Origin of the sequence: Luteibacter sp. RCC_6_2 (genome assembly GCF_041360655.1) — a bacterium.
Taxonomy (GTDB): domain Bacteria; phylum Pseudomonadota; class Gammaproteobacteria; order Xanthomonadales; family Rhodanobacteraceae; genus Luteibacter.
On the sequence record NZ_JBFUPQ010000011.1, the window covers coordinates 105772 to 126599 of the forward strand.

Annotated in this window: 19 protein-coding genes; 13 read left to right on the forward strand and 6 right to left on the reverse strand. The window is 67.4% G+C overall.

Going from position 1 to position 20828, the window contains the following annotated elements:
- Window positions 1-5: 5 nt before the first annotated feature.
- On the forward strand, window positions 6-833 hold the full coding sequence (locus AB6730_RS13465; protein WP_371024108.1) for an aldo/keto reductase: 828 nt from the start codon (window positions 6-8) through the stop codon (window positions 831-833).
- A gap of 1 nt (window position 834) precedes the next feature.
- On the opposite strand, the gene AB6730_RS13470 is transcribed toward AB6730_RS13465, so the two are convergent.
- A complete protein-coding gene (locus AB6730_RS13470) occupies window positions 835-1200 on the reverse strand; it encodes a peptidase C13 (RefSeq protein ID WP_371024109.1) in 366 nt (121 codons plus the stop codon).
- Window positions 1201-1349: 149 nt separating this feature from the next.
- On the opposite strand from AB6730_RS13470, the gene AB6730_RS13475 reads away from it, so the two are divergent.
- Window positions 1350-1646: a hypothetical protein gene (locus tag AB6730_RS13475; protein ID WP_371024110.1), complete on the forward strand. Its 297-nt coding sequence runs from the start codon at window positions 1350-1352 to the stop codon at window positions 1644-1646.
- Between the two features lie 15 nt (window positions 1647-1661).
- Here the strand turns inward: AB6730_RS13475 and AB6730_RS13480 are convergent, their stop codons facing one another.
- The gene (locus tag AB6730_RS13480) at window positions 1662-2360 is read right to left on the reverse strand and encodes a YdcF family protein (protein WP_371024111.1); all 699 of its coding nucleotides are present in this window, start codon (window positions 2358-2360) and stop codon (window positions 1662-1664) included.
- A gap of 141 nt (window positions 2361-2501) precedes the next feature.
- Between AB6730_RS13480 and AB6730_RS13485 the strand changes: the two genes are divergently transcribed.
- From AB6730_RS13485 to AB6730_RS13535, 11 genes are all read left to right on the forward strand, one after another.
- Window positions 2502-3125 (forward strand): XrtA/PEP-CTERM system exopolysaccharide export protein, encoded by a 624-nt coding sequence (locus AB6730_RS13485; protein WP_371024112.1) that lies wholly within the window; start codon window positions 2502-2504, stop codon window positions 3123-3125.
- A 33-nt stretch (window positions 3126-3158) separates the two neighbouring features.
- Entirely contained in the window at window positions 3159-4691 is a 1533-nt protein-coding gene (locus AB6730_RS13490) for an XrtA system polysaccharide chain length determinant (RefSeq protein WP_371024113.1), read from the forward strand.
- 2 nt (window positions 4692-4693) lie between these two features.
- Window positions 4694-5461 (forward strand): polysaccharide biosynthesis protein, encoded by a 768-nt coding sequence (locus AB6730_RS13495; protein ID WP_371024114.1) that lies wholly within the window; start codon window positions 4694-4696, stop codon window positions 5459-5461.
- A 62-nt stretch (window positions 5462-5523) separates the two neighbouring features.
- Window positions 5524-6882, forward strand: a complete 1359-nt coding sequence (locus AB6730_RS13500; RefSeq protein ID WP_371024115.1) for an outer membrane beta-barrel protein — start codon at window positions 5524-5526, stop codon at window positions 6880-6882.
- 2 nt (window positions 6883-6884) lie between these two features.
- Window positions 6885-7661 carry a serine aminopeptidase domain-containing protein gene (locus AB6730_RS13505; protein ID WP_371024116.1) on the forward strand — a complete coding sequence of 259 codons (777 nt, stop codon included), beginning with the start codon at window positions 6885-6887 and terminating at the stop codon, window positions 7659-7661.
- On the forward strand, window positions 7661-8497 hold the full coding sequence (locus AB6730_RS13510; RefSeq protein ID WP_371024117.1) for a dienelactone hydrolase family protein: 837 nt from the start codon (window positions 7661-7663) through the stop codon (window positions 8495-8497). The genes AB6730_RS13505 and AB6730_RS13510 overlap by 1 nt, the downstream gene beginning before the upstream one ends.
- Window positions 8494-9498 (forward strand): UDP-glucose 4-epimerase GalE, encoded by a 1005-nt coding sequence (gene galE / locus AB6730_RS13515; RefSeq protein WP_371024118.1) that lies wholly within the window; start codon window positions 8494-8496, stop codon window positions 9496-9498. The genes AB6730_RS13510 and galE overlap by 4 nt, the downstream gene beginning before the upstream one ends.
- Before the next feature lie 353 nt (window positions 9499-9851).
- On the forward strand, window positions 9852-11354 hold the full coding sequence (locus AB6730_RS13520; protein ID WP_371024119.1) for a hypothetical protein: 1503 nt from the start codon (window positions 9852-9854) through the stop codon (window positions 11352-11354).
- Window positions 11351-12898: an oligosaccharide flippase family protein gene (locus AB6730_RS13525; protein WP_371024120.1), complete on the forward strand. Its 1548-nt coding sequence runs from the start codon at window positions 11351-11353 to the stop codon at window positions 12896-12898. Before AB6730_RS13520 ends, AB6730_RS13525 begins: the two co-directional genes overlap by 4 nt.
- Complete coding sequence (locus AB6730_RS13530) at window positions 12895-14028, forward strand: GNAT family N-acetyltransferase (RefSeq protein WP_371024121.1); 1134 nt, start codon at window positions 12895-12897, stop codon at window positions 14026-14028. The genes AB6730_RS13525 and AB6730_RS13530 overlap by 4 nt, the downstream gene beginning before the upstream one ends.
- A 101-nt stretch (window positions 14029-14129) precedes the next feature.
- Window positions 14130-14957, forward strand: coding sequence for a TIGR04325 family methyltransferase (locus AB6730_RS13535; RefSeq protein WP_371024122.1), 828 nt, complete (start codon window positions 14130-14132; stop codon window positions 14955-14957).
- Here the strand turns inward: AB6730_RS13535 and AB6730_RS13540 are convergent.
- From AB6730_RS13540 to AB6730_RS13555, 4 genes are all read right to left on the reverse strand, one after another.
- Complete coding sequence (locus AB6730_RS13540; RefSeq protein ID WP_371024123.1) at window positions 14921-18019, reverse strand: efflux RND transporter permease subunit; 3099 nt, start codon at window positions 18017-18019, stop codon at window positions 14921-14923. The genes AB6730_RS13535 and AB6730_RS13540 overlap by 37 nt on opposite strands.
- A complete protein-coding gene (locus AB6730_RS13545) occupies window positions 18019-19116 on the reverse strand; it encodes an efflux RND transporter periplasmic adaptor subunit (RefSeq protein ID WP_371024124.1) in 1098 nt (365 codons plus the stop codon). Before AB6730_RS13545 ends, AB6730_RS13540 begins: the two co-directional genes overlap by 1 nt.
- A complete protein-coding gene (locus tag AB6730_RS13550) occupies window positions 19113-20387 on the reverse strand; it encodes a TolC family protein (RefSeq protein WP_371024125.1) in 1275 nt (424 codons plus the stop codon). The genes AB6730_RS13545 and AB6730_RS13550 overlap by 4 nt, the downstream gene beginning before the upstream one ends.
- 70 nt (window positions 20388-20457) lie before the next feature.
- Window positions 20458-20826, reverse strand: coding sequence for a hypothetical protein (locus AB6730_RS13555; protein WP_371024126.1), 369 nt, complete (start codon window positions 20824-20826; stop codon window positions 20458-20460).
- Between the last annotated feature and the right edge of the window lie 2 nt (window positions 20827-20828).

Sequence of the window (20828 nt, forward strand, 5' to 3'; positions counted from 1 at the left end):
CACGCATGGCAAAGGTCCCCAACCTCGCACTCAACGACGGCAACAGCGCACCCCAGATCGGCTTCGGCGTGTTCCAGATTCCCGATGCGGAGACGGCGGACGCCGTCGCCCACGCGCTTTCCGCCGGGTACCGTTCGATCGACACCGCCGCCATCTACGGTAACGAGGCCGGTGTTCGAAAGGGCATCGAGCGGTCCGGCGTACCGCGCGGCGAGATCTTCCTCACCACCAAGCTATGGAACGCCGAGCAGGGCTTCGACGAAACCCTGCGCGCGTTCGACGCCAGCCTGGAAAAGCTCGGCACCGATTACGTCGACATGTACCTCATCCACTGGCCGACGCCGAAACGCGATCGTTATGTGGACACATGGAAGGCGTTCATCCGACTGCGCGAGGAAGGCCGTATCCGTTCCATCGGCGTGTCGAACTTCCAGCCCGCCCATCTCGATCGCATCGTCGCGGAAACCGGCGTGGTGCCGGTGGTGAACCAGATCGAGCTGCACCCGGATTTCAGCCAGCGCGACGTGGTGGCGGCCAACCAGCGGCACAAGGTGGTCACCGAGTCGTGGAGTCCGCTGGGCCAGGGTGGCGACCTGCTGAAGCAGTCCACCCTGGTCGAGATCGGCAGGAAGCACGGCAAGACCCCGGCCCAGGTCATCCTGCGCTGGCACGTGCAACTCGGCTACATGGTGATCCCGAAGTCGGTGACCCCCGAGCGCATCGCCGCGAACATCGACGTTTTCGACTTCGAACTGTCCGATGGGGACATGAAGGCCATCGACGGACTGGACGCCGGCAACCGCATGGGCCCGCATCCCGATCAGCTCAACTGAATCAGGGATCCATCGTGACGTCGATCTCGACGGGATAGGGCGCCGGCGTCTTTGGCGGCGCCGGTAGCATCCAGGCATTGAACTGGCCGGCGAAACAGCGGGCGACCGGCGTGGCCGGACGCACCTCCACCTGGCTGGAACGGCCATCGGCGTCCACGTCCGCCACCAGGGTGAACGGACGCTTGTCGGCCGGGGCGTTGCTGGCGATGCAGTCCTTCAGCGCGTCGGTCGCGGGATTGCCCACCCGGTCCCACATGGCCGATTGCCACGCCTTGCCGTCGGCCTTTCGTTCCAGCGCCTTGGCGGCCTGGACGCGTCCTTCGAAACCGTCACCGGCGGCGAGTGCGAGGGCAAGGGCGAACAGCATGGGCGTCTCCACGGGCGAAAGCCGCGAGCCTAGCAGGGCGGCCCTGGCTTCACACGGTACGGTGCCCCGTTCGCACGCTCTTGCGCCGGTGCGCTACCATCGGGCGGATGCCGTACCGCGCGGGGGTGAGGATGAAACGAGCGATCGCCGTGGCCGTCGTGGCGGCCGGAATCGCCGGATGTCAGGGCATGGCGGCGAAAATCGCCAAGCTCGATGTGGGCACGCAGCGGGACGAGGTGATCGAGCGCCTCGGCCGCCCCGATTCGGACCGCAACATCGTCGGATACGAGGTGCTCAACTGGTTCGACCGCCGGCCGGGCCGGTTTTCGTTCTCCCATAAGGACTACACCGTCGTGCTGAAGGACGGCAAGGTGGTCCAGTTCGGACCGGGTCTCATCCGCCGCGACGGCAAGACCTCCCTGCAGATCGAAACCGGCGACCCGTAAAGACGGGGCGGCACGTCAGATCCAGCCACGCTGGCGGTACACCCACAGGGCGGCATATTCGCGCAGGCACCGCGCGGTGAGCGTGAGCGCATCGCGCCGCGGCAGCCAGGATGGCGCCCGTACCAACGATGCGTGCGTGTCGGCGGTAGGGACGGCGGATACCGCGAGACCTTCGTGACGAAACGCTCCCGCGGCCCGGCGCATGTGGATGGGGGAGGTCACCAACAGGATGTCGGTCGAGCCGTTGGCTCGCAGCAGCAACGCCGAATTGCGCGCGTTCTCGTGGGTGTTGGTGCTCGTATCCTCGATCTTCAGGTCACGGGCCGGTACGCCGGATACTTCGAGACCCTGTGCCAGCGCACGCGCCTGGTCGCTGCCCGATACCAGCAGCACGGGCGCGAGTCCGGCCCGCCACAGCGCCAGGCCCTTGCCCGCCCGCGTCGTCGCGCGCGACCAGTCGTTCACGGGCAACGTATCGCCGCCGAGCACCACGATGGCATCCGCGCGTGGCGTCGTGCCGGGTGCCGGTGTCGCCAGCGCATCGTGCAGGGCGAGGGCGACCGCGGGCGTGGAAGCGAACCATATCCATGCCACGGCGACCAGCGCCGTCACCAGCGCGGGCACGTGCCTGCGCAGGAGCACCAGCACCATCGAAACGCCACCCAGCAGCAAGGCCTGCAAGGCGGGGTGCAGCAGGCGCGGGGCGATGTCCATGAGCTCGGCCACGGCCCAAGCATCACCCGAAACGCTCCCACATACCTTCTGTCGAATGGCATAGGCGGGCTGTTGAATAGACGCGTGACCGCATTGAAATGACGATAGCCACCGAGGAAGTCACAGGGGTGGGTGGACGTCATGAAACAGTGGAACCGTGCAATCGTACTCGTCGCCGTCGTGTTGCTTACCGCCTGCGCCACGGGTGGAAGCTCGACGCCCCCGCCGAAACAGGACGCCGCGACCCAGGCCGTGGATGCCTACCTGATCGGTGTCGACGACCAGTTGCAGGTCACCGTCTGGCACAACCCGGACCTCAGCGTCAGCGTGCCCGTGCGGCCGGATGGCAAGGTCACCGTGCCGTTGGTCGGCGACATTCCCGCCGGCGGACGTACCACCGACCAGGTGGCCACGGAGATCCAGCAGAAGCTGGGCCAGTACATCCGCGATCCGCAGGTGGCGGTGATCCTTACCGCGCTGCGCAGTCATGAATACCTTTCGCGTATCCGCGTCACCGGCGCGGTGCGCAGCCCGATCTCGATCCCGTACCGGCAGGGCATGACGGTGCTGGACGCCGTGCTCGCCGCCGGCGGTACGACGGAGTTCGCCGCGGCCGACCGCACCGAACTCTACCGCCGCAACGAGGGTGGTTCGACGCAGTCCTATGCCGTGCGCCTGGAGAAGATCCTCCAGCAAGGCGACCTGGCGAACAACTACCCGGTGCAGCCCGGTGACGTGATCACCGTTCCGCAACGCGCTTTCTGACCGGCCCGCCGCGGCGGGAGCAAGGGGTTACATATGAGCGGGGAACTCGTTCCTTTCGCGGGCATGCTGCCCGCACTGATCGGCGAAGCGCGCAGGCGGCGTGTCGTCATGGGCTTCGCCTTCGCGGCCATCGCGCTGGCGGCCCTCGGCGTCGGCTCCGTCTGGCCGAAGAAGTACGAGGCGTCGACCACGATCCTCGCCCAGGAGGCGAGCATCATCACGCCCCTGATGGAAGGCGCGGCGACCGCCACCGGTAACAAGAACCGCGCCGGCATCGCCCGCGACGTGATCTTCAGCAGGAAGGTGCTCGACGAGGTGCTGGAGGCCGGCGGCTGGCTCGCCACGAACCCGTCACCGCTGGAGCGCGACAAGATCGTCGATGGCATCAAGTCGCGCACCAAGCTGGTCAACAATCGCGACAACCTGATCACGATCAGCTATTTCGATTCCGATCCGAAGCGCGCGTTCGAAGTCACCCGCGCGTTCGGCCAGCTGTTCATCAGCGAAAGCCTGGCCTCGAAGCAACGCGAGAGCCGCGAAGCCTACGAATTCATCAACAGCCAGGTCGAGGCATACCGGACGAAGCTCACCGACGCCGAAGACAAACTGAAGGCGTACCGGGATGCCAACGCGGACGCGCGCCCCGGCAGCGAGACCGACACCAACACGCGGATCAGCCAGCTGCGCACGCAGATCGAAAACAACCGCATGGATTACATGCAGCGGCAGTCGCAGGCGGCCGTGTTGTCTTCGCAGTTGAATGGCGAGTCGGAGGTCAACGCCGTGCAGACGGTAGGGGGCATCTACCAGACCCAACTGGCCGACTTGCAAGGCCAACTGGACAAGCTGCGCCTGAACTACACCGAGGATTACCCGGACGTGATCCGCCTGCGCCACCAGATCGAGGACGTGCGCCGGCAAGCGCAGACCGCGGACGCGCAGCGTGCCGCCGGTGGCGCCATTCCGCTCGATCATGCCGTCACGATGAATCCCGTCTACCAGCAGATGCGCCTGCAGCTCGCCGCCGTCCGTGGCGACGCGGCGGCCAGCGCCGCCCGGGTCGGCGCCAGCGAGGCGATGCTCCAGGCCGAACTGGAGCGCAGCAAGCGCATCGCCAATTCCGAGAACGTGACCGCCGAGCTGACCCGTGACTACACGGTCAACCGCGACGTCTACCAGGACCTGCTGAAGCGTCGCGAGAACGCGCGTGTCTCGATGAACCTCGACGCCGAACAGCGCGGCCTGACCTTCATGGTGCAGAACCCCGCGATGATGCCCCTGGTGCCGTCCGGCCTGCGTTTCATGCACTTCGGCCTCGCGGGGCTCGCGTTGTCGCTGGCGATCCCGCTCGGCCTGCTGTTCGCGGTGGCGCGGTTCGATCCACGCGTCCGTTCGGTGGCCCAGCTCGAACGTGCGACGGGCTTCCCGGTGCTCGCCGCGATCCCGTTCTACCCGACCCCGCGCGACCGTCGCCGCGAGCATCTGCACAACATGATGCTCGCCCTGACCGTCGTCGGTGTCGCCGCCGTGTACCTCGTGGTGTTCTGGCTGAGGATGAAGGGCTGACGATGAACAAGATGGCCGCTGACAATATCGAGATGGGCGACATGGTCGCCGACCACGACGGCGAAACCCGCACGTCGCCCGGGCATTCCATCGCCAGGATGCGCGAAGAGGGTGGCGCCCTGGCGCCGATCGACTGCGAGCGCAAGCGCCTGATCCATCGCGAGGAGTCGGTCCGCCGGCAGTCCGATGCCTTCCGCGGCATCCGCACGCGGCTGCTGGAAATGGCCGGCGAGAACAACTTCGTGACCCTGGTGGTCTCCGTGAGCCCGCGTTCCGGCGGCAGCTTCGTCGCCCGTAACCTGGCCACCGCCTTCGCCTTCGACGAATCCAAGACCAGCCTGCTGGTGGATTGCAACCTTCGTTACCCCAACCAGCACAAAGCCTTCGGCGTGGAGCCGCGTACCGGAGGACTGATCGATTTCCTGGAGCATCCCTCGCGCGGCATCGCGTCGATCATGTACCACACCGGGGTGCCGCGCCTGCGCCTCATCCCCGCCGGCAAGTCGCGCGAGAACAGCGGCGAGTACTTCTCCTCGTTCCGCATGCGGGCGGTACTCGATTCGCTGCGCTGCCGCTATTCGGACCGGTACCTGTTCCTCGATGGCCCCCCGGTCAAGGGTTCGCCGGACGCCCGGATTCTTTCGGACCTGGCGGATTTCGTCGTGATCGTCGCCGGTTACGGCCGCGATACCCCGGCGACGATCAACCAGGCCGTCGCCAATTTCGATCCGGCGAAACTCGCCGGCGTGGTGTTCAACCAATCGCCGTGAGCGCGGCACCCTGGCACGCGGCCGGCAGGCGTCGTGCGCCAACAGGGGTAAAGGGAGGGAATATGCCGGCATCGTCCAGGCTCGCCCGCGCCATCGTGCTCGCGCTCGTGTCGGCACCCGGCGTGGTGCTGGCCGGCACGCTCGACTACACGCTTTATGCCGGATTGGAGCACAGCAACAACATCGCCCTCTCGTCGGACCGGCCCCTCAGCGAGAACGTGCTGACGCCGGGCGGTACCTTCCAGTTCACCCAGATGGGTTCGACCTTCCAGGCCAACGTCGCCGGCACCTTCGAATACCGCAAGTACCTGGGCAACCATTTCGACTCGCAGGCGCAGACCCAGCTGGCAGGGCAGGGCAACTGGACGATCGCACCGGACCGTCTCGATTTCTCGGTGGAGGACTATGCCGGCGTGCAGCCGGTCGACCAGCTGTCGAGCAACTCGCCGGACAACCAGCAGCAGACCAACGTGCTCGTGCTCGGGCCGACCCTGCGCATGCGCTTCGGCGATGCCGCCCGCGGCCAGTTCGAACTGCGCTACATCAACAGTTATGCGTCGAAGGTGGACGAGTTCGATTCCTCGCGCGGCCTCGCCGCGTTCCGTGTCTACCGCGACCTCAGCCCCACCGCGACGTTGTCGGGCAATGTCGAATTCCAGCGCGTGGACTTCACCAACCAGCCTAGCGACGCGAACTACGACCGGAAGGAAGCCTTCGTCCGCTATACCAGCACGCTGGCGCATTTCGACGTGGACGTGCTGGCGGGCGGCACACGCCTCGAATTCGACGACGGTTCCAGCAAGTCGGCGCCGCTGGCCCGCTTGAGCCTCGGCTGGCGGCCCAGCCCGCGCAATACCGTGTCCGTCACCGGTGCCTACCAGTATGCCGACGCGGCGCAGGACCTCATCGCCACGCCCGGCGTGTACGACGCCACGGTGGCCGATCGCGTCGAGGCATTCGACCCGTTCGCCGCCACGGGCGGCCTGGGCCGTGGCAACGGCACGGGCGTGGGCGTCGGCAGCGCGGTGATCGGCTCGCAGGTCTACAAGGAAAAACGGCTGGAAGCCACCTGGAACTGGCGCTCGGAACGCATCGTGCTGACCGTGTCGCCGTCCTTCAACAAGCTGCGCTACATCGGCGATCCCACCTTCGACCAGACCGACAAGGGTGTCAGCATAGGCGTCGGCTACCGGCTTCGTCCCACGCTCACCCTGACCGGTTTCGCCACGGGAAGCCGCCTGACCTACGACAGCCTCGAGCGCAAGGACACCACCGTGCGCATGGGCCTCGATCTCGGCCAGCAGGTGAACCGGCACTGGAGCTGGCACGTGTCCGTGGCCCGGGAGAGGCGTAGCAGCGACGCCATGGGCCAGGACTATCGCGAGACCCAGTTCTTCGTCGGCGTGGTCTACCGGAGATGACCATGCGAACCGATGCCGAGATTCCTTTCTTCTTCGGTCCCGCCGGCGATCTCTTCGGCATGTACCACGCACCCGCCTTGCCGGCGCGCCGCGCATTGCTGATGTGCCCACCGTTGGGACAGGACCTGATCCGTTGCCATCGTCTCTATCGGCAGCTGGCGCAGGCACTCGCCGCGCAAGGCATGGCCGTGTTGCGCTTCGACTACTACGGGACGGGTGACTCCGCGGGGGGCAGTGCGGAGGTGGATTGGGAGCGTTGCGTCGCCGACGCGGCGGTCGCGTCCCATGAACTGCGCTCGCGAGCGGGCGTCGACCGCGTGGTCGCCTTCGGTGCGCGTCTCGGCGGCAGCGTGGCGCTCGCCGCCGCGGATCGCGCGCGTTTCACCGAAGTGATCGCCTGGGACCCCGTGCTGGATGGCGGCGATTATGTTTCCGCGCTCGATGCCTTGCAGGTGGCGCTGCGTGACGACACCGAACGCTTCACACGGCCACGCAGCGACGCCGACATCGCCGAGCAGTGGCTGGGCTTCGACATCGGCGACCACCTCCGCCAGCAACTGTCCGCGTTGCACCTGCATGCCGCGAACGTCCCCACCTTGGTGCTCGATTCGTTGCCTTCGGCGCCGGTATCACGCTGGGAGCGCATCGTCTCACCGCGTGGCGCGGTCGCATCGATCGCCCCACCGACGCCGTGGGACGACCTGCGCCGGCTGGAGAGCGCGATCCTTTCGCAGCCGCTGATCCAGGCCGTCAGCGGCCGCCTGAAGGAGACCGCGTGATGCGCGAGGAAGCCCACCGGTTCGGCCGCGGAAACCATCTCGTCGGCATCGCCGGCGTACCGGCGGCCGCGACCGGAGAAACCGGCGTCATCGTGGTGAACGCGGGACTGGTGCATCGCATCGGTCCTTTCCGCCTGCATGTGGAATTGACCCGGCAGCTCAACGCGAGCGGCTACCCCACGCTGCGCTTCGACCTGTCCACGCTGGGCGACAGCGCCGCCACCGGCGGTGGCCAGACACGAACCCAGCAGGTGTGCGCGGACCTGGACGACGCGATGAACCTGCTCAAGGCCCGCGCCGGTTGCGAACGCTTCGTGCTGGTGGGGCTGTGTTCGGGTGCGCAGAACGCGCACATCGTCGCCGCCACCGATCCGCGTGTATCCGGCGCGGTATTCCTCGACGGGTATGCCTACCGGACGGTCGGCTACAAGCTGCGTCATTACCTGCCGCGCATCGCCGATCCCGGTCGTTGGGCACGCCTTCTGCGGCGACGCGGCAGCGCGAACGGCGTTGGCGGCAAGCCCGCTTCCGAGCCGGTGTTCGCGGTGGCGCCCGCACCGCGCGCGGAAGTCATCGCCGATTTCACCGGCATGGTGGACCGTGGCATGAAGTTGTACCTGGTCTATTCGGGCGGCATCAGCAACTATTTCAACCATGCGCGGCAATTCCGCGAATGCTTCGGCAAGGTGATGAGCCATCCGGCGGTCACCACGCGGTATTCCGCCGAGTCCGACCATACCTACATCCTCACCGGCGACCGCGCCCGTCTGCTCGACGGCATCGGTGGCTGGCTCACGCAAAATTTCCCGCCGGCCGCGGCCGGGAGGCACGCATGAACTCGGTCCTGGTCACGGGTGGCGCCGGTTACATCGGCAGCCACACGGTGCAACAGCTGGTCGAACGCGGCGATCGCGTCGTAGTGATCGACAACCTCTCGACCGGGTTCCGCGAGGCGGTCCGCGGCGCCTCCTTCGTGGAGGGCAACGTCGGCGACGGCGACCTGGTGTCGCGCGTGATCGAGGCGCACCGCGTGGACGCGGTGTTGCACTTCGCCGCGCATACGGTCGTTCCCGAATCGATGAGCGACCCGCTCAAGTACTACGCCAACAACACGGGCAATACGCGGAACCTGCTCGCATGCTGCGCGGCGGCGCGCGTGGACAAGTTCATCTTCTCGTCCACGGCGGCCGTCTACGGAACGACCGAGGCGGGCATCGCCGACGAGGACACGCCCACCCAGCCGATCAATCCATACGGCCGGTCGAAGTTGATGTCCGAGACGATGCTGCGCGACTGGTGCGACACCGGGGCGATGCGCCATGTGATCCTCCGCTACTTCAACGTGGCCGGTTGCGATCCCCAGGGCCGGATCGGCCATTCGACGCCGGAAGCCACGCTGTTGATCAAGGTGGCCTGCGAGCACGCGGTCGGGAAGCGGCCATGCGTGGCGATCTATGGCACGGACTACGACACACCGGACGGCACGGGCGTGCGCGACTTCATCCACGTGGAAGACCTGGCGGCGGCGCACCTGCGCGCGCTCGACCATCTGCGCGAGGGCGGCGCGTCGCTCACCCTCAATTGCGGCTACGGCCATGGCTATAGCGTGCGCGAAGTCATCCACGCCGTGGCCCGCGCGGCGGGCCATCCCCTGAACGTGCTGGAATTGCCACGCCGTCCCGGAGATATCCCGCAGCTGATCGCGCGCAGCGACAGGTTGCGCAGCGAGCTGGGCTGGGAGCCTTGCTACGACGACCTCGACGTCATCGTGCGCACCGCGTTGTCGTGGGAATACCGGTTGGCCGGCAACGCCTTGCCCACCGCGTCCGTGGCATGAGCGTCCGTTGTCACGTGTCGCTGCGCGAGCGAAGGCGCGCGTCGCGTCGCCTCGATGTATCGCTGCCGCCGTCGTCCGGTCTCTCGCGCCATGTGCTCTTGATGCTCGGCTTGCTCCTCGCGCTGGCCGCCGTCTTTTCCCCTGTGGAAGCCAAAAGCGCTTCTGTGGCAACCACCAGCCCTGCGGCAACCACCAGCTTTTCTGTGGGAGCCGCTTCAGCGGCGATCCCGCGGCAGCGGGCCAGGTCTGGGCAAGCACCCATCGCCGCTGAAGCGGCTCCCACAAAAGCTCCCACAAGAGCTCCCTCGAAAGAGCTTGCAGGAGCTTCCACGGAAGCCATTCGCAGGATCGAAGTGCATCGGCTGGCGGGGCGGGGCGATGACTTGCCGGTGACCGTGGGAATTCCGTTTCCACCAGGCCTGCTGCGCGATCCAAAGCGGGTTCGCATCGTCGACGGCCGCGGCAGCGAGGTCCCAGCCGCGGTGACATCCACCCTGGCCTGGCATTTCCGTGACGGCAGCGTGCGCGCCGTTCGTGTGCAATTTCGCGCGGTACCCGGCACCTACCAGTTCACACTCGACTCGCCACGCACGGCGGACATCCCCGGCTGGCCGTATGCCGGCGGCCTCGTCGACGGGCGGCTCGCCGCCATTGCGACTTTGACGCCGGAATGGCTCACCGCCTCGCTCATCGCCGGGCCGCAGTCCGTGGCGGCGAACGACGAGCCCTACGCGCGCTATGTCGACGGCCAGTTCCGCTGGGCGTCCGCGCTGCCCACGAAGGACACGACGGCATGGTTGTTCGACCGGCCGTCGACCCTGTTCAAGGCCTATGTGCGCACGGGCAGGGCGGATTACCTGGAGGCGGCCGAGATGAGCTACCGCTGGTACATGGCGGGGATCAAGCGCGACGGCCTGCCGGTAAGCCCGTCCTGCGGTGGAGGCTGGCTCCCCGACGGCAAGCCATGCGACGTGAAATACGTGTACATCGAGCCGGTGCTGCTCGCCGTGGCGCTCACGGGCGACGATTCCATGCACGACGGGGCGACCGTGGCGAAGATGGCCGACCTCTGGAATAGCGGTGGCTGGAATGGCGCGCCGGGCCCATACAGGCATCCCGACGATTACTTCACCGAACGCCTCGCCGGCCTCGGGCTGGTCGAGACGGTGGCCGCCTATGAACTCACCGGGGACGTGCGCTACCGGCAACGCATCGACGCGCGCGTCGGCTGGCTGCACGACCACCAGCGGACGAATCCAGACGGTCTCGGCGACGACGGCTCGTGGCGCAACAGCTGGAACGTGCACGAAAACGATCCACACGGTGCCGACGACGTACGCGGCGCTTCCCCGTGGATGAGCGAGAACATCGTCGACGGCCTGTGGCATGCATGGCTCGTCACGGCCGATCCGCGCATCCCCGGCATGCTCACCGGCTTCGGACGCTACCTGGAGCGACATGGCTGGATCGATCCGCGGCGGCTCGTGCCGCCGCACGACTGGCGCAACGATTGCTCCGGCCCGCAGGGACAGATCGCCTGGTACTGGTCGTCGTCGCAGGTGAATGACGAGGCGTTGACGAAGATCCAGGACACCGACGGTTGGTATAGCGATGGCCACACGGTCGAACTCGGCTTGCCGGTGGCGGCCGCATGGTACTTCGAGACTGATCCTGCGCAAGCCGCCGCCTTGAAGAAGCGTTTCAAGGCGATCGCCGCGTCGTACAGCCCTGCCTGCGCGGCGATATCGGATACCTTGCGCCGCTTCAACTGGAACAATCGCGGCGCGGGCGTGGCGCAATGGATGATGGCGCAACCGGCGGGCGCCGGCGTGCCGCGGCAGGTGGCATCGCCATGAACCGCCGCGTCGCCGTCCTGCGCAGCATCGGCATCGTCACGGTGTCCACGTACATCGAATACGCGCTCGGCTTGCTGATGAGCGTGTGGATCGCCCGCTCGCTGGGCCCCTCCGACTTCGGCCGTTATGCCTTCACCGTGTGGTTGTGCGGCTGGCTGATCGTCTGCTCCAACCACGCGCTGACCACCTCGTCGACCAAGTTCATCGCCGAGGCCGACGGCATGGGCGACGCATCGCTCGCCTCTCACCTGGCCGCGCGTTTCTCGCACATCCAGACCTACAGCTCGTTGGCGGTCATCCTCCTGTTCGTCCTGATCGGCTGGTTGTTCCATCCGTCCGAATGGGGCAACTCGCTGTTGCCGATCATGGGCCTGGTCGTCGTGGCCGTGGTCGCGAAAGCCAACTACGCCATGCTCGTCGCCATCGGCAAGGGCCAGGAGCGCTTCGAACCGGAAGCCGTGGCCACCGTGGCCTCCGGCATCGTCGGCATGCTGCTCGTGCTCGCCGCGATGATCGTGCACGCGGACCTCGTCTCCTTCGTGGCCCTGTTCGCGGTGGCGTGCCTGCTGCTGAACCTCATCAACCGGGTGGCCTATCGTCGCTGCTGCCGCCCCTATGCACCGGGACCGATTCCGCCGGACGTGAACGCACGCGTGAATCGCCATCTTCGCCTCACCGCCGCCCTGGTCCTCATGGGATCGTTCCGCGTCGGCACGATCGAGGTATTCCTGCTCAATGCCTTCGCCGGATCGGTCGCGGTGGGCTATTTCGCGATCGCCGGGACACTCACCCGCGGCGCCGTGCAGTTGTTCTCGGTGGGGCTCACGTCCACCTTGCTGCCCTACATGGCCAAGACCTACGGCGAGAGCGGAACGGCGCGCGCCGCGCGTTTCCTTTCCGAAGCCACGCGCTTCTACTGGGCCGTCGGTATCGCCATCGCGGGGCTGGGTCTGGTCACCACGCCGGAGATCGTCCGGTTGATGTACGGCAACCGCTATGTCGATGCGATTCCCGCCATCGAGGCCACCCTGGTGCTGGGTGGCCTGTTGCTCATCGGCAACGGCATCGCCGCGTTCCAGACCGTCGTCGACCGCCAGGACGACCGCATCCGCATCGCCGTCGTCGCGTTGGCCGCCAACGCCGTGCTCGGCGCCGCGTTGATCCCGCCGCTCGGCCTGGCCGGGGCCGTCGTCACCTACGCCGGTACGCGCATCGTCGAGATGGCCTTGGCGATCCATTACCTGCGCAAGGCGACCAGCGGCGCCCTGCCGGTGGCGGCCATGTCGCGCCTGTTCGCGGTGGGTTTCATCGCCACGCTCGCCGCCTGGGGAGCCACCGCCGCCACGCCGTCGCGACTCGGCTTCCTCGTCGGCGCGGCCGTGTTCATGGCCCTGTACCTGCCCGGCAGCATGCTCGTTCGTTATTGGACCGGCGACGACCTCGCCCTGATGACGGGTATCAGCCGCCGCCTCGGTCCGCCCGGACGATGGCTGATCCGGGGCCTCCAGTTCGTCCAACCTTCCGTGGTGAAGGCCAGCCCATGAGTTACGTCTGTTCCACCGTGCATACCCTGGAAGCCCTTCGCGGCCTGCGCGACGAACTGGCGCGCGTCGCGGAACAGCCGGGAGCGGCCAGCGGCATCGTGCAACACCCGGACTGGATCGAGTACGAGGTGGTCAGCCGTCACGACGGCACCGTGCCGCACGTGATCGTCGCTCACGATGCGGAGGGCAGGGTGGCGGGCTACGCGCCGCTGCTCGCCATCGATCACACGGCCCGGCTCGACCTCGCGGGGCGGCGGTTGCAGCTGTACCGCGGCGCGGCCCTGCGCATGCTCGGTGCCGGCGTCGTAGCGAACGAAGGGGAACGTTCCGCGGTGGAACTGCTGGTATCCCGGCAGATCGCCCACGACCCCCATATCCGCGTCGTCCGCATCCAGGAAGCGGACCTGCCCAATGGCTTCGCCGCCTCGTTGTCGCATGGCGGCGGTTTCCGCACCGTGGTGGCGCACCTGCTCGACCAGGTGCACTGGTCGATCGACCCGCAGCCATCCTCCGAGGCATGGCTTGCCGCCATGGACAAGAAGAAGCGCGCCGACCTCGTGCAACGGGTCGGGCGCGCCTACCGCAAGCTGGGCGGCGACGCCGCGTTGCGCGTGTTCGATCGCGCGGAAGATATGGCGGAGTATTGCCGCCTCATGAACGAGCTGTACGCGCGGACGTGGCATCACGCCGACCTGCCCATCGACTGGGAGGCTCCCGAACGTGTCACCCTGTTCCAGCGTCTCGCCGAGGCGGGCCAGCTGATCGGCCACGTGGTGGTACGTGACGGGCGGCCGCTGGCGTATGTGCACGGTTATCGCATCGCGGGCACGTATCTCGTCGACGATCTCGGCTACGACGAGGAGGTCGCGAAGATCGGCATCGGGTCGGTCGCCGTGTTCCAGGCGGTACGTGGTCTGCTCGACCGCTTCCCCGGCGAGCGGATCAGCTTCGGCTATGGCGACAACCAGTACAAGCGCCTGCTGTCGACGCGAGCGGAGCCGTGCGGATCGCTCTACGTGGTACGGGCCACGCGTGCCACCGCCGGATTCCGTATGGTCGCGCCGCTTCGCTGGCTGTACCGTGGCCTGCACCGCATGCGTTCGGACATGCAGGCCCGCCGCCAGGGCTGAACCCCCGGGCCCGCTGGCCGGATGGACTAGGCCTCTGGACGATGGGCAGGACGGACATAGAGGCGCAGGCTTGGGGCTGCAGGTTCCGTCCAGAGGTGCTCATGAACACGCAAGTCGACTCCCGGCCGTACCAGGAGGCGACGGCAAGGCTGCCGTTGATCCGTTCCTTTCTCGAAGCGCGGTACACACGGACGTTCTTCGCACACCGGGCGCTGACGCATCACCTGTATCGTGGCGTGTTCCCCACGTTCGACGAGGCCCAGGCCAGCATTCCCGCGGCCAACACCAGTGGCTACGACAACACCGAGTCGGCCGAACTCTATCGCGAGCGAACCCGGCGGGTCTTCATCAACGACTATCCGATGATGTACTGGCTCGGCCGCTTCTTCGCCGACGGCGCGCACACCGTCTTCGACATCGGCGGACACATCGGCATCGCCTATTACGCTTACCAGAAATACCTCGCCTATCCGGCCGGCCTGCGCTGGACGGTGATGGACGTGCCGGCCGTGAACGCCGCGGGCGAGCGTTGGGCGAAGGAACACGATCCGGCCGGACGCCTGCATTTCGCCGGGGAGGTGGCGAAGGCGTCCGGAGTGGACGTGCTTTTCGCGGCGGGTTCGTTGCAGTACCTGCGTTACTCACTGGTCGAGGCGCTGCAGGCGATGGAACGCCGGCCGCGATTCCTGTTGCTCAACTCCGTGCCCGTCCACATGCGCGAGTCGTACTTCACCGTGCAGAACATCGGCACCGCCTGCTGCCCCTACCGGGTGACCGCCGAGCGCGAATTCCTCGGTGGACTCTCGTCGCTCGGTTACGAATTGCAGGACCGTTGGGAGAACCCGCAACGGTCCTGCATGATTCCGTTCCATCCGGAGCGTTCGCTGGATCGTTACTTCGGCTTCGCTTTCCGCTCCATCCAGTCGTAGACGACCGGCAGCAGCACCAGGGTCAGCAGGGTGGAGGTGATGAGGCCACCCACGACGACGGTCGCCAGCGGCCGCTGCGTCTCCGCGCCCACGCCGCTGGAGAGCAGCATGGGCACGAGGCCAAGGATCGCGACGCTCGCGGTCATCAACACCGGCCGCAGACGCAAGGCCGTGCCGCGCAGCACGGCTTCGCGCACGTCGAGGCCCGCGGTGCGCTGCGCATCGAGGAAACTCACCAGGACGATCCCATTCAGCATCGCCACGCCGAAGACGGCGATGAAACCGATCGCCGAGGGCACCGAGATGTACTGGCCGGTGATGTACAGGCCGAAGATCCCGCCGATGATCGCGAAGGGCACGTTGGCCAGGATCAGGCTCGCATGGCGCAGTGAATTGAAGGCGGTATAAAGCAACACGAAAATGAGGAAGATGGTCGCTGGGACGATCAGCGCGAGGCGCTCGAGCGCACGCTGCTGGTTCTCGAAGGCGCCGCCCCATGCGGTGTAGTACCCGGTGGGAAGGGTGACCGAGGCGCCGATGCGTGCGTTCGCCTCGCGGACGAAGCCGTCGATGTCGCGCCCGCGCACGTCCATGGCGATCACGGCGTAACGCTGCAAGGCCTCCCTGCGAATGAACGAATACCCCTCCGCCGTGGTCACCTTGGCCACCTGGCCGAGCTGCACCAGGGCGCCGGACGGTGTCCGGATCGGAATCCGCCCGATCGCGACGGGCGACGCCTTGCTGGCATCGTCCAGGCGTACGGTGATGTCGAAGCGGCGCACGCCCTCGAGCAGGGTCCCCACCGGTTCGCCACCGATGCCGTTGCGCACCACGGTGAGCACGTCGTCGGCGTTGAGGCCGTACCGGGCCAGCGCATCGCGGTCCACCTCGATGCGCAGTTGTGGCTTGCCGATATTGGCCTCGAGCGAGAGGTCCGCCACGCCGGGCACGCCGGCCAGCACGTCCTTCATGCGCGACGCCAACCGGTCGAGTTCGCCGAGGTCGTCGCCGTAGATCTTCAGCGCCAGGGTGGCACGCACGCCGGAGATCAGTTCCTCCACCCGCATCTGGATCGGCTGGGTATAGCTCACCACGGCGGTGGGCAGGAGCGCGCCGAGGTCGTCCTGCATGGCTTGCTCGATCGCTTCAAGGGTCTGTCCGTCGCGCCACTGCGATCTTGGCTTCAGTGGCGTATAGACCTCCATGTAGTTCACGTCCGCCGTCTCGCCTTTCTCTGCGCGCCCGATCATCGCCAGCGTGGTCTCCACTTCGGGGAAGCGGTTCTTGATCCGCTCGGCGACGCGCTTGGACAGGCCGATCGATTCTTCCAGCGAAGCCGACGGAATCGAGGTGATCCGCCACATGATCGCGCCCTCGCGCAGGGTGGGCATGAATTCCTTGCCCAGGAAGGGAAACAGGGCGAGTGCCGCCACCAGGGCGGCCCCTGCGACACCGATCACGATCGGCCGGTGCGCGAGCGACCAGCGCAACACGCGCGCATAGCCGCGTTTCAGCCAGGCGACCAGGCGGGTGTCCTTTTCCTCGCCGGGCTTGAGCAGCAGGGCCGCCAGCACGGGAATGAGCGTGAGCGCGAGGACCAGCGATCCCGCCATGGCGAAGCCGATGTTGAACGCCATCGGCCGGAACATCTTGCCTTCCAGCCCCTGCAGGCCGAACAGCGGCAGGAACACCACGATGATGATGAGGATGGCGAAGGCGATCGGCGTGGCGACCTCGCGAGCGGCGTCGCGCACGGCCGCCGTACGGTCTTCGGGTTCGCCACGGGCCTTGCGCTCGGCCATGAGGCGGAACGCGTTCTCGACCATCACCACGGCGCCGTCCACCATCATGCCGATACCGATCGCCAGTCCGGCCAGCGACATCAGGTTCGCGGAAAGCCCGGCCTGCGCCATGCAGATCACGGCGATCAGCAGGGCCAGCGGCAGGGTCGCCACGACGATCAGGGCGCTGCGCAACTCGCCGAGGAAGAGGAACAGCACCACGGCGACGAGGATCGATCCCTCCACCAGGGCGCGGGTCGCGGTGCCTACGGCGGCATCGACGAGGTCGCTGCGCTCGTAGACCGGACGAACGGTGACTCCTTCAGGGAGTGCACGCGTCAGTATCGCCAACTTCGCCTTCACGGCGTCGACCACGTTGCGCGCGTTTTCGTCGATGCGGGCCAACGCCTGTCCCATGACCACCTCCTTGCCATCGCGGGTCACCGCGCCGGTTCGGGGTGCGCCGGCTTCGATGACGGTCGCCACGTCGCGCACGTAGACCGGGGTGCCATCCGCGGTTTTCAGGACGATGTCGCCGATGTCGGCGGCATTCCGGACCAGGCCGAGGCCACGCACGAGGTACTGTTCGCGGCCGACGTCGACGACGTTGCCGCCGACCTGGGCATTGTTCGCTTCCACCGCCTGCATGACGTCCTTGATGCCCAGGCCGTGTGCGAAGAGCCGGATCGGATCGACGCTCACCTGATACTGCTTCTCCTGCCCGCCCCAGGACGTGACGTCGTCCACGCCGGGCGCGGTGCGCAGCACCAGGCGCAACGTCCAGTCCTGCAGGCTGCGCAGGTCCATGTCGGAGGGCGCCTTGGCGGGGTTTTTCCCGTCGCGTTCCACGGTGTACCAGAACACCTGCCCGAGCCCCGAGGTGTTCGGTCCCATCTCAGGCTTGCCATAGCCCGCGGGAAGACGGTCGCCCACCTGCTGCAGGCGCTCGTTCACGAGCTGGCGTGCGAAGTAGATGTCCGTGCCGTCGTCGAAGTACACCGACACGTACGACAGGCCGAACAGGCTCACCGAACGGATGTCCTCCACGCCGGGCAGCCCCGCAAGCGCGGATTCCACGGGCGTGCTGAGCAGTCGCTCCACATCCTCGGCGGCGAGGCCGGCGGCCTCGGTATAGACATTGACCTGGACCGGCGTGACGTCGGGGAAGGCGTCGATGGGCAAGCTGCCGGCGGCTCTTATCCCGAGCAGGGCGACGACGGCGAACGCGATCAGCACCAGTGGCTTGTACTGCAGCGAAAGTGCGACGAGACGTTGCAACATCACTCTTCCCCCAACTGCGAGCGCAGGAGCCGGGCCTTCAGCGCGAACGCGCCCTTGCTCACGTAGGTGTCGCCGGCACGCAGGCCTTGCCGGATCGGGGTCCAGCCATTGACGGTCGCATCCGTTTCCACGGCAACGGCGTCGAACCGGCCGGTCGCGCCACGGCGTACGAAGACGGTGGGCTGGTCCTGCAGAAGCAGCACGGCTTCCGATGGCACCGCCAGCCGTTGCGTGGGAAGGCCGATGGCGATACGGCTCTCCACCAGTTCGCCGGGATGCAGCAGGTCGTCGCGGTTGTCGACCTGGATGCGTACCGCCACGGTGCGCGTCGTTTCGTCGGTCTGGTGCGAGCGCTGGAGCACCTTGCCGGGAAGCTCCGTGCCGTGGGCGCCCACGGTCACCGTGTCGCCTCGCTTCACGCTCTTCGCCGCGGCGGGAGGCAGCCGCGCCTCGACCCAGACGGAATCCTCGGTCACGAGGGTGAACAGGGTTTGTCCGGGTTCCACGCGCTGGCCGACGAGGAAGTCGTCGGTGGTGATCCGTCCCGCGCGCGGTGCCAGCAGTTCGAAACGGCCATCGGCGGCTGACGAACCACGCTTGACCACGCGTGCGACCTGTCCTTCCGAAAGGCCGAACGCGCGCAGTTTCGCCCGGGCCTGGTCACGAGCCACCAGTGCTTCGTTATAACGCCGCGCGGACACCGCCTGGGGACCCAGTGCGGAGACGCGTTGCCAATCCTGGCTGGCGACGATCAATTGTCCCTGCGTCTCGGCCACCTCCACGCCGGAGAGCTCGACCAAGGGCGTGCCGACGGCCACCACGTCGCCGAGTTTCACCCGGCGCGCGACGACTTGCGCCGCGATGCGCGGGGAAACCAGTTCCGTGGAATACGCATCCACCTTCACCTCGCCGGGTGCGACGATCAGGTCGTTCATCGCGCGGGGGCGCAGGGTATCGACGACGATACCGGCTTCCTTGATGGCGGCCTCGTCGAGGGTGAGAGGATCGTCGCGTTTCTCCACGGGTGCCTGGGCATGGGCAGGTGCGAGCGGCAGGAGGGCGAGCACGAAAATGAATCGACACAACGAAGCGTTCATCGGGCGGTATCCAGCGTTGCGCCGTCGATCCAGTCGTCGAGACGGCCGGCGGCGGCGAGGTAGTCGAACCAGGCTTGCCAGGCCTGGCTTTCAAGGGCGAGACCGGACAACGCGGTATCGAGGCTTTGCTTCAGTTGCACGAGGTAATCGGAGGTGCCGATCTCCCCGGCTTGCCACAGCCGTTCCAGCAAGGCGGTGCGCTCGTCGAGCGCGCTCGCGCGGCTTCCACGGAAAGCACGGGCGGCGGTGAGCAAGGCGCTGTACGTCGCCTGCTGCTGTCGAAGCGCCGCCTGCGAACGCAGCAAGGCGGCACGACGGTTGGCGCTGGCCGCGTCCGCCTCCGCCCGGGCCGCCGCGATCTCGGCTCGTCCCGTGTTCAGCACGGGCAGCGGAATCGATACGCTCAGTCCGATGACGCGATCGCTGCGGGCGCCGTCACGCACGCGCCCACCGGTGAGGCTCAGCGTGGGATCGGGACGGCGGGCGCGTTCCGCGACGACGATGCCGGCTTCCGCGCGTTCCTGTTCGGCGCGCGCCTGGATCATCTCGGGCCGGGCGTCCGCCGGGAGCGGCGCGATCGTGATGGGTTCGGGCGGCAGGGCGGTGGGAAAGGGTGGCAGTATCGATGCCGCATCCTCGTCCACGGCTTCCAGCGCGGCCCGTGCCGTCGCTTCCTGCCCGGCGAGCGACGCTTGCTGGATCTGCGCTTCACCCAGTGCCAGGGCCGCCAGGTCGCGTTCCGTACTGCCGATGTCGCCGACCGCGAGCCGCTGCGCGGCGAGCCGGTCGAAACGCTGCATCAGGTCCACGCGTTGGCGGCCCATGTCGCTCTGTCGCACGGCGAGCAGGCTGGCGCACCAGGCTTTCAGCCACTGTGCCGCCACGTCACGCCGCTCGAGCGCATAGCTTGCTTCGCTCATGCGCAAGGCCGCGTCGCCTTCCGCCGTGCGTGCGCGGCGTTTGCCGCCGAGGTCGAGTGCGAGGCTCGCTCCGGCCGTACGTCGATCGACGTCCGCGTTCTCGCCTTCGAAGGTCAGGGAGGGGTTGTATACCGGCTGCGCGGCGGCACGGGCGTTGGCCAGCGCGGCACGCCGGGCGGCATCGGCCGACTGGATGCGTGGATGGTTCGTCCACACCCGGTGCACGGCCTCACGTACGGCGGGCGGGGCGGAAAGATCGGCTGGAAATGAGGCAAGCGCCTGCGGGGCGAATGCGCACAGGAACAACCACAGGCACGCGGCCCTACAGGGCGCGGTACGCGGGGAAAACATGGGTGGATCTCCTGGAATCGGACACGAGTCGACACGGCCGCTCGGGCGGCCGGTGCCGGGCAGTCGGATGTCAGGCGATCGGGGGGCGCAGGGGAGAGCGAGCGAAGGCCGGTGGGGCCACGACCGGCAGCGCTGGGTGCACGCGGGAGACCAGCGGGGGAACGATCACGCTGGCGATGCTCGCCGGCAGCGCCACCGCGTGGGCGCACGTGCAATGGCAACCCTTGCCTTCGTCGAGCACGCAGAGGTCACCGTCGTCGAGCGCCGCGTTCGAAGCGGCGGTGGCGCTCGCGCCGTCGCCGGAGAAGGCGACACGCGGGCCATCGAGCACGCAGAAGGTCGACATCGCGACCTTGAACAGCAGCACCGCGAGCGCGAGCATCCACACGCCGCGATGGCGGCGAAGGTGGGTGAACAGGCGTGGCGTGGGACGGCGCATGG

Excerpts from the sequence above, each read along its gene's own strand:
- AB6730_RS13465 (WP_371024108.1), top strand. The coding sequence starts at position 6 with ATGGCAAAGGTCCCCAACCTCGCACTCAACGACGGCAACAGCGCACCC.
- AB6730_RS13470 (WP_371024109.1), bottom strand. The coding sequence starts at position 1,200 with ATGCTGTTCGCCCTTGCCCTCGCACTCGCCGCCGGTGACGGTTTCGAA.
- AB6730_RS13480 (WP_371024111.1), bottom strand. The coding sequence starts at position 2,360 with ATGGACATCGCCCCGCGCCTGCTGCACCCCGCCTTGCAGGCCTTGCTG.
- AB6730_RS13485 (WP_371024112.1), top strand. The coding sequence starts at position 2,502 with ATGAAACAGTGGAACCGTGCAATCGTACTCGTCGCCGTCGTGTTGCTT.
- AB6730_RS13490 (WP_371024113.1), top strand. The coding sequence starts at position 3,159 with ATGAGCGGGGAACTCGTTCCTTTCGCGGGCATGCTGCCCGCACTGATC.
- AB6730_RS13495 (WP_371024114.1), top strand. The coding sequence starts at position 4,694 with ATGAACAAGATGGCCGCTGACAATATCGAGATGGGCGACATGGTCGCC.
- AB6730_RS13500 (WP_371024115.1), top strand. The coding sequence starts at position 5,524 with ATGCCGGCATCGTCCAGGCTCGCCCGCGCCATCGTGCTCGCGCTCGTG.
- AB6730_RS13505 (WP_371024116.1), top strand. The coding sequence starts at position 6,885 with ATGCGAACCGATGCCGAGATTCCTTTCTTCTTCGGTCCCGCCGGCGAT.
- AB6730_RS13510 (WP_371024117.1), top strand. The coding sequence starts at position 7,661 with ATGCGCGAGGAAGCCCACCGGTTCGGCCGCGGAAACCATCTCGTCGGC.
- galE (WP_371024118.1), top strand. The coding sequence starts at position 8,494 with ATGAACTCGGTCCTGGTCACGGGTGGCGCCGGTTACATCGGCAGCCAC.
- AB6730_RS13525 (WP_371024120.1), top strand. The coding sequence starts at position 11,351 with ATGAACCGCCGCGTCGCCGTCCTGCGCAGCATCGGCATCGTCACGGTG.
- AB6730_RS13530 (WP_371024121.1), top strand. The coding sequence starts at position 12,895 with ATGAGTTACGTCTGTTCCACCGTGCATACCCTGGAAGCCCTTCGCGGC.
- AB6730_RS13535 (WP_371024122.1), top strand. The coding sequence starts at position 14,130 with ATGAACACGCAAGTCGACTCCCGGCCGTACCAGGAGGCGACGGCAAGG.
- AB6730_RS13540 (WP_371024123.1), bottom strand. The coding sequence starts at position 18,019 with ATGTTGCAACGTCTCGTCGCACTTTCGCTGCAGTACAAGCCACTGGTG.
- AB6730_RS13545 (WP_371024124.1), bottom strand. The coding sequence starts at position 19,116 with ATGAACGCTTCGTTGTGTCGATTCATTTTCGTGCTCGCCCTCCTGCCG.
- AB6730_RS13550 (WP_371024125.1), bottom strand. The coding sequence starts at position 20,387 with ATGTTTTCCCCGCGTACCGCGCCCTGTAGGGCCGCGTGCCTGTGGTTG.
- AB6730_RS13555 (WP_371024126.1), bottom strand. The coding sequence starts at position 20,826 with ATGCGCCGTCCCACGCCACGCCTGTTCACCCACCTTCGCCGCCATCGC.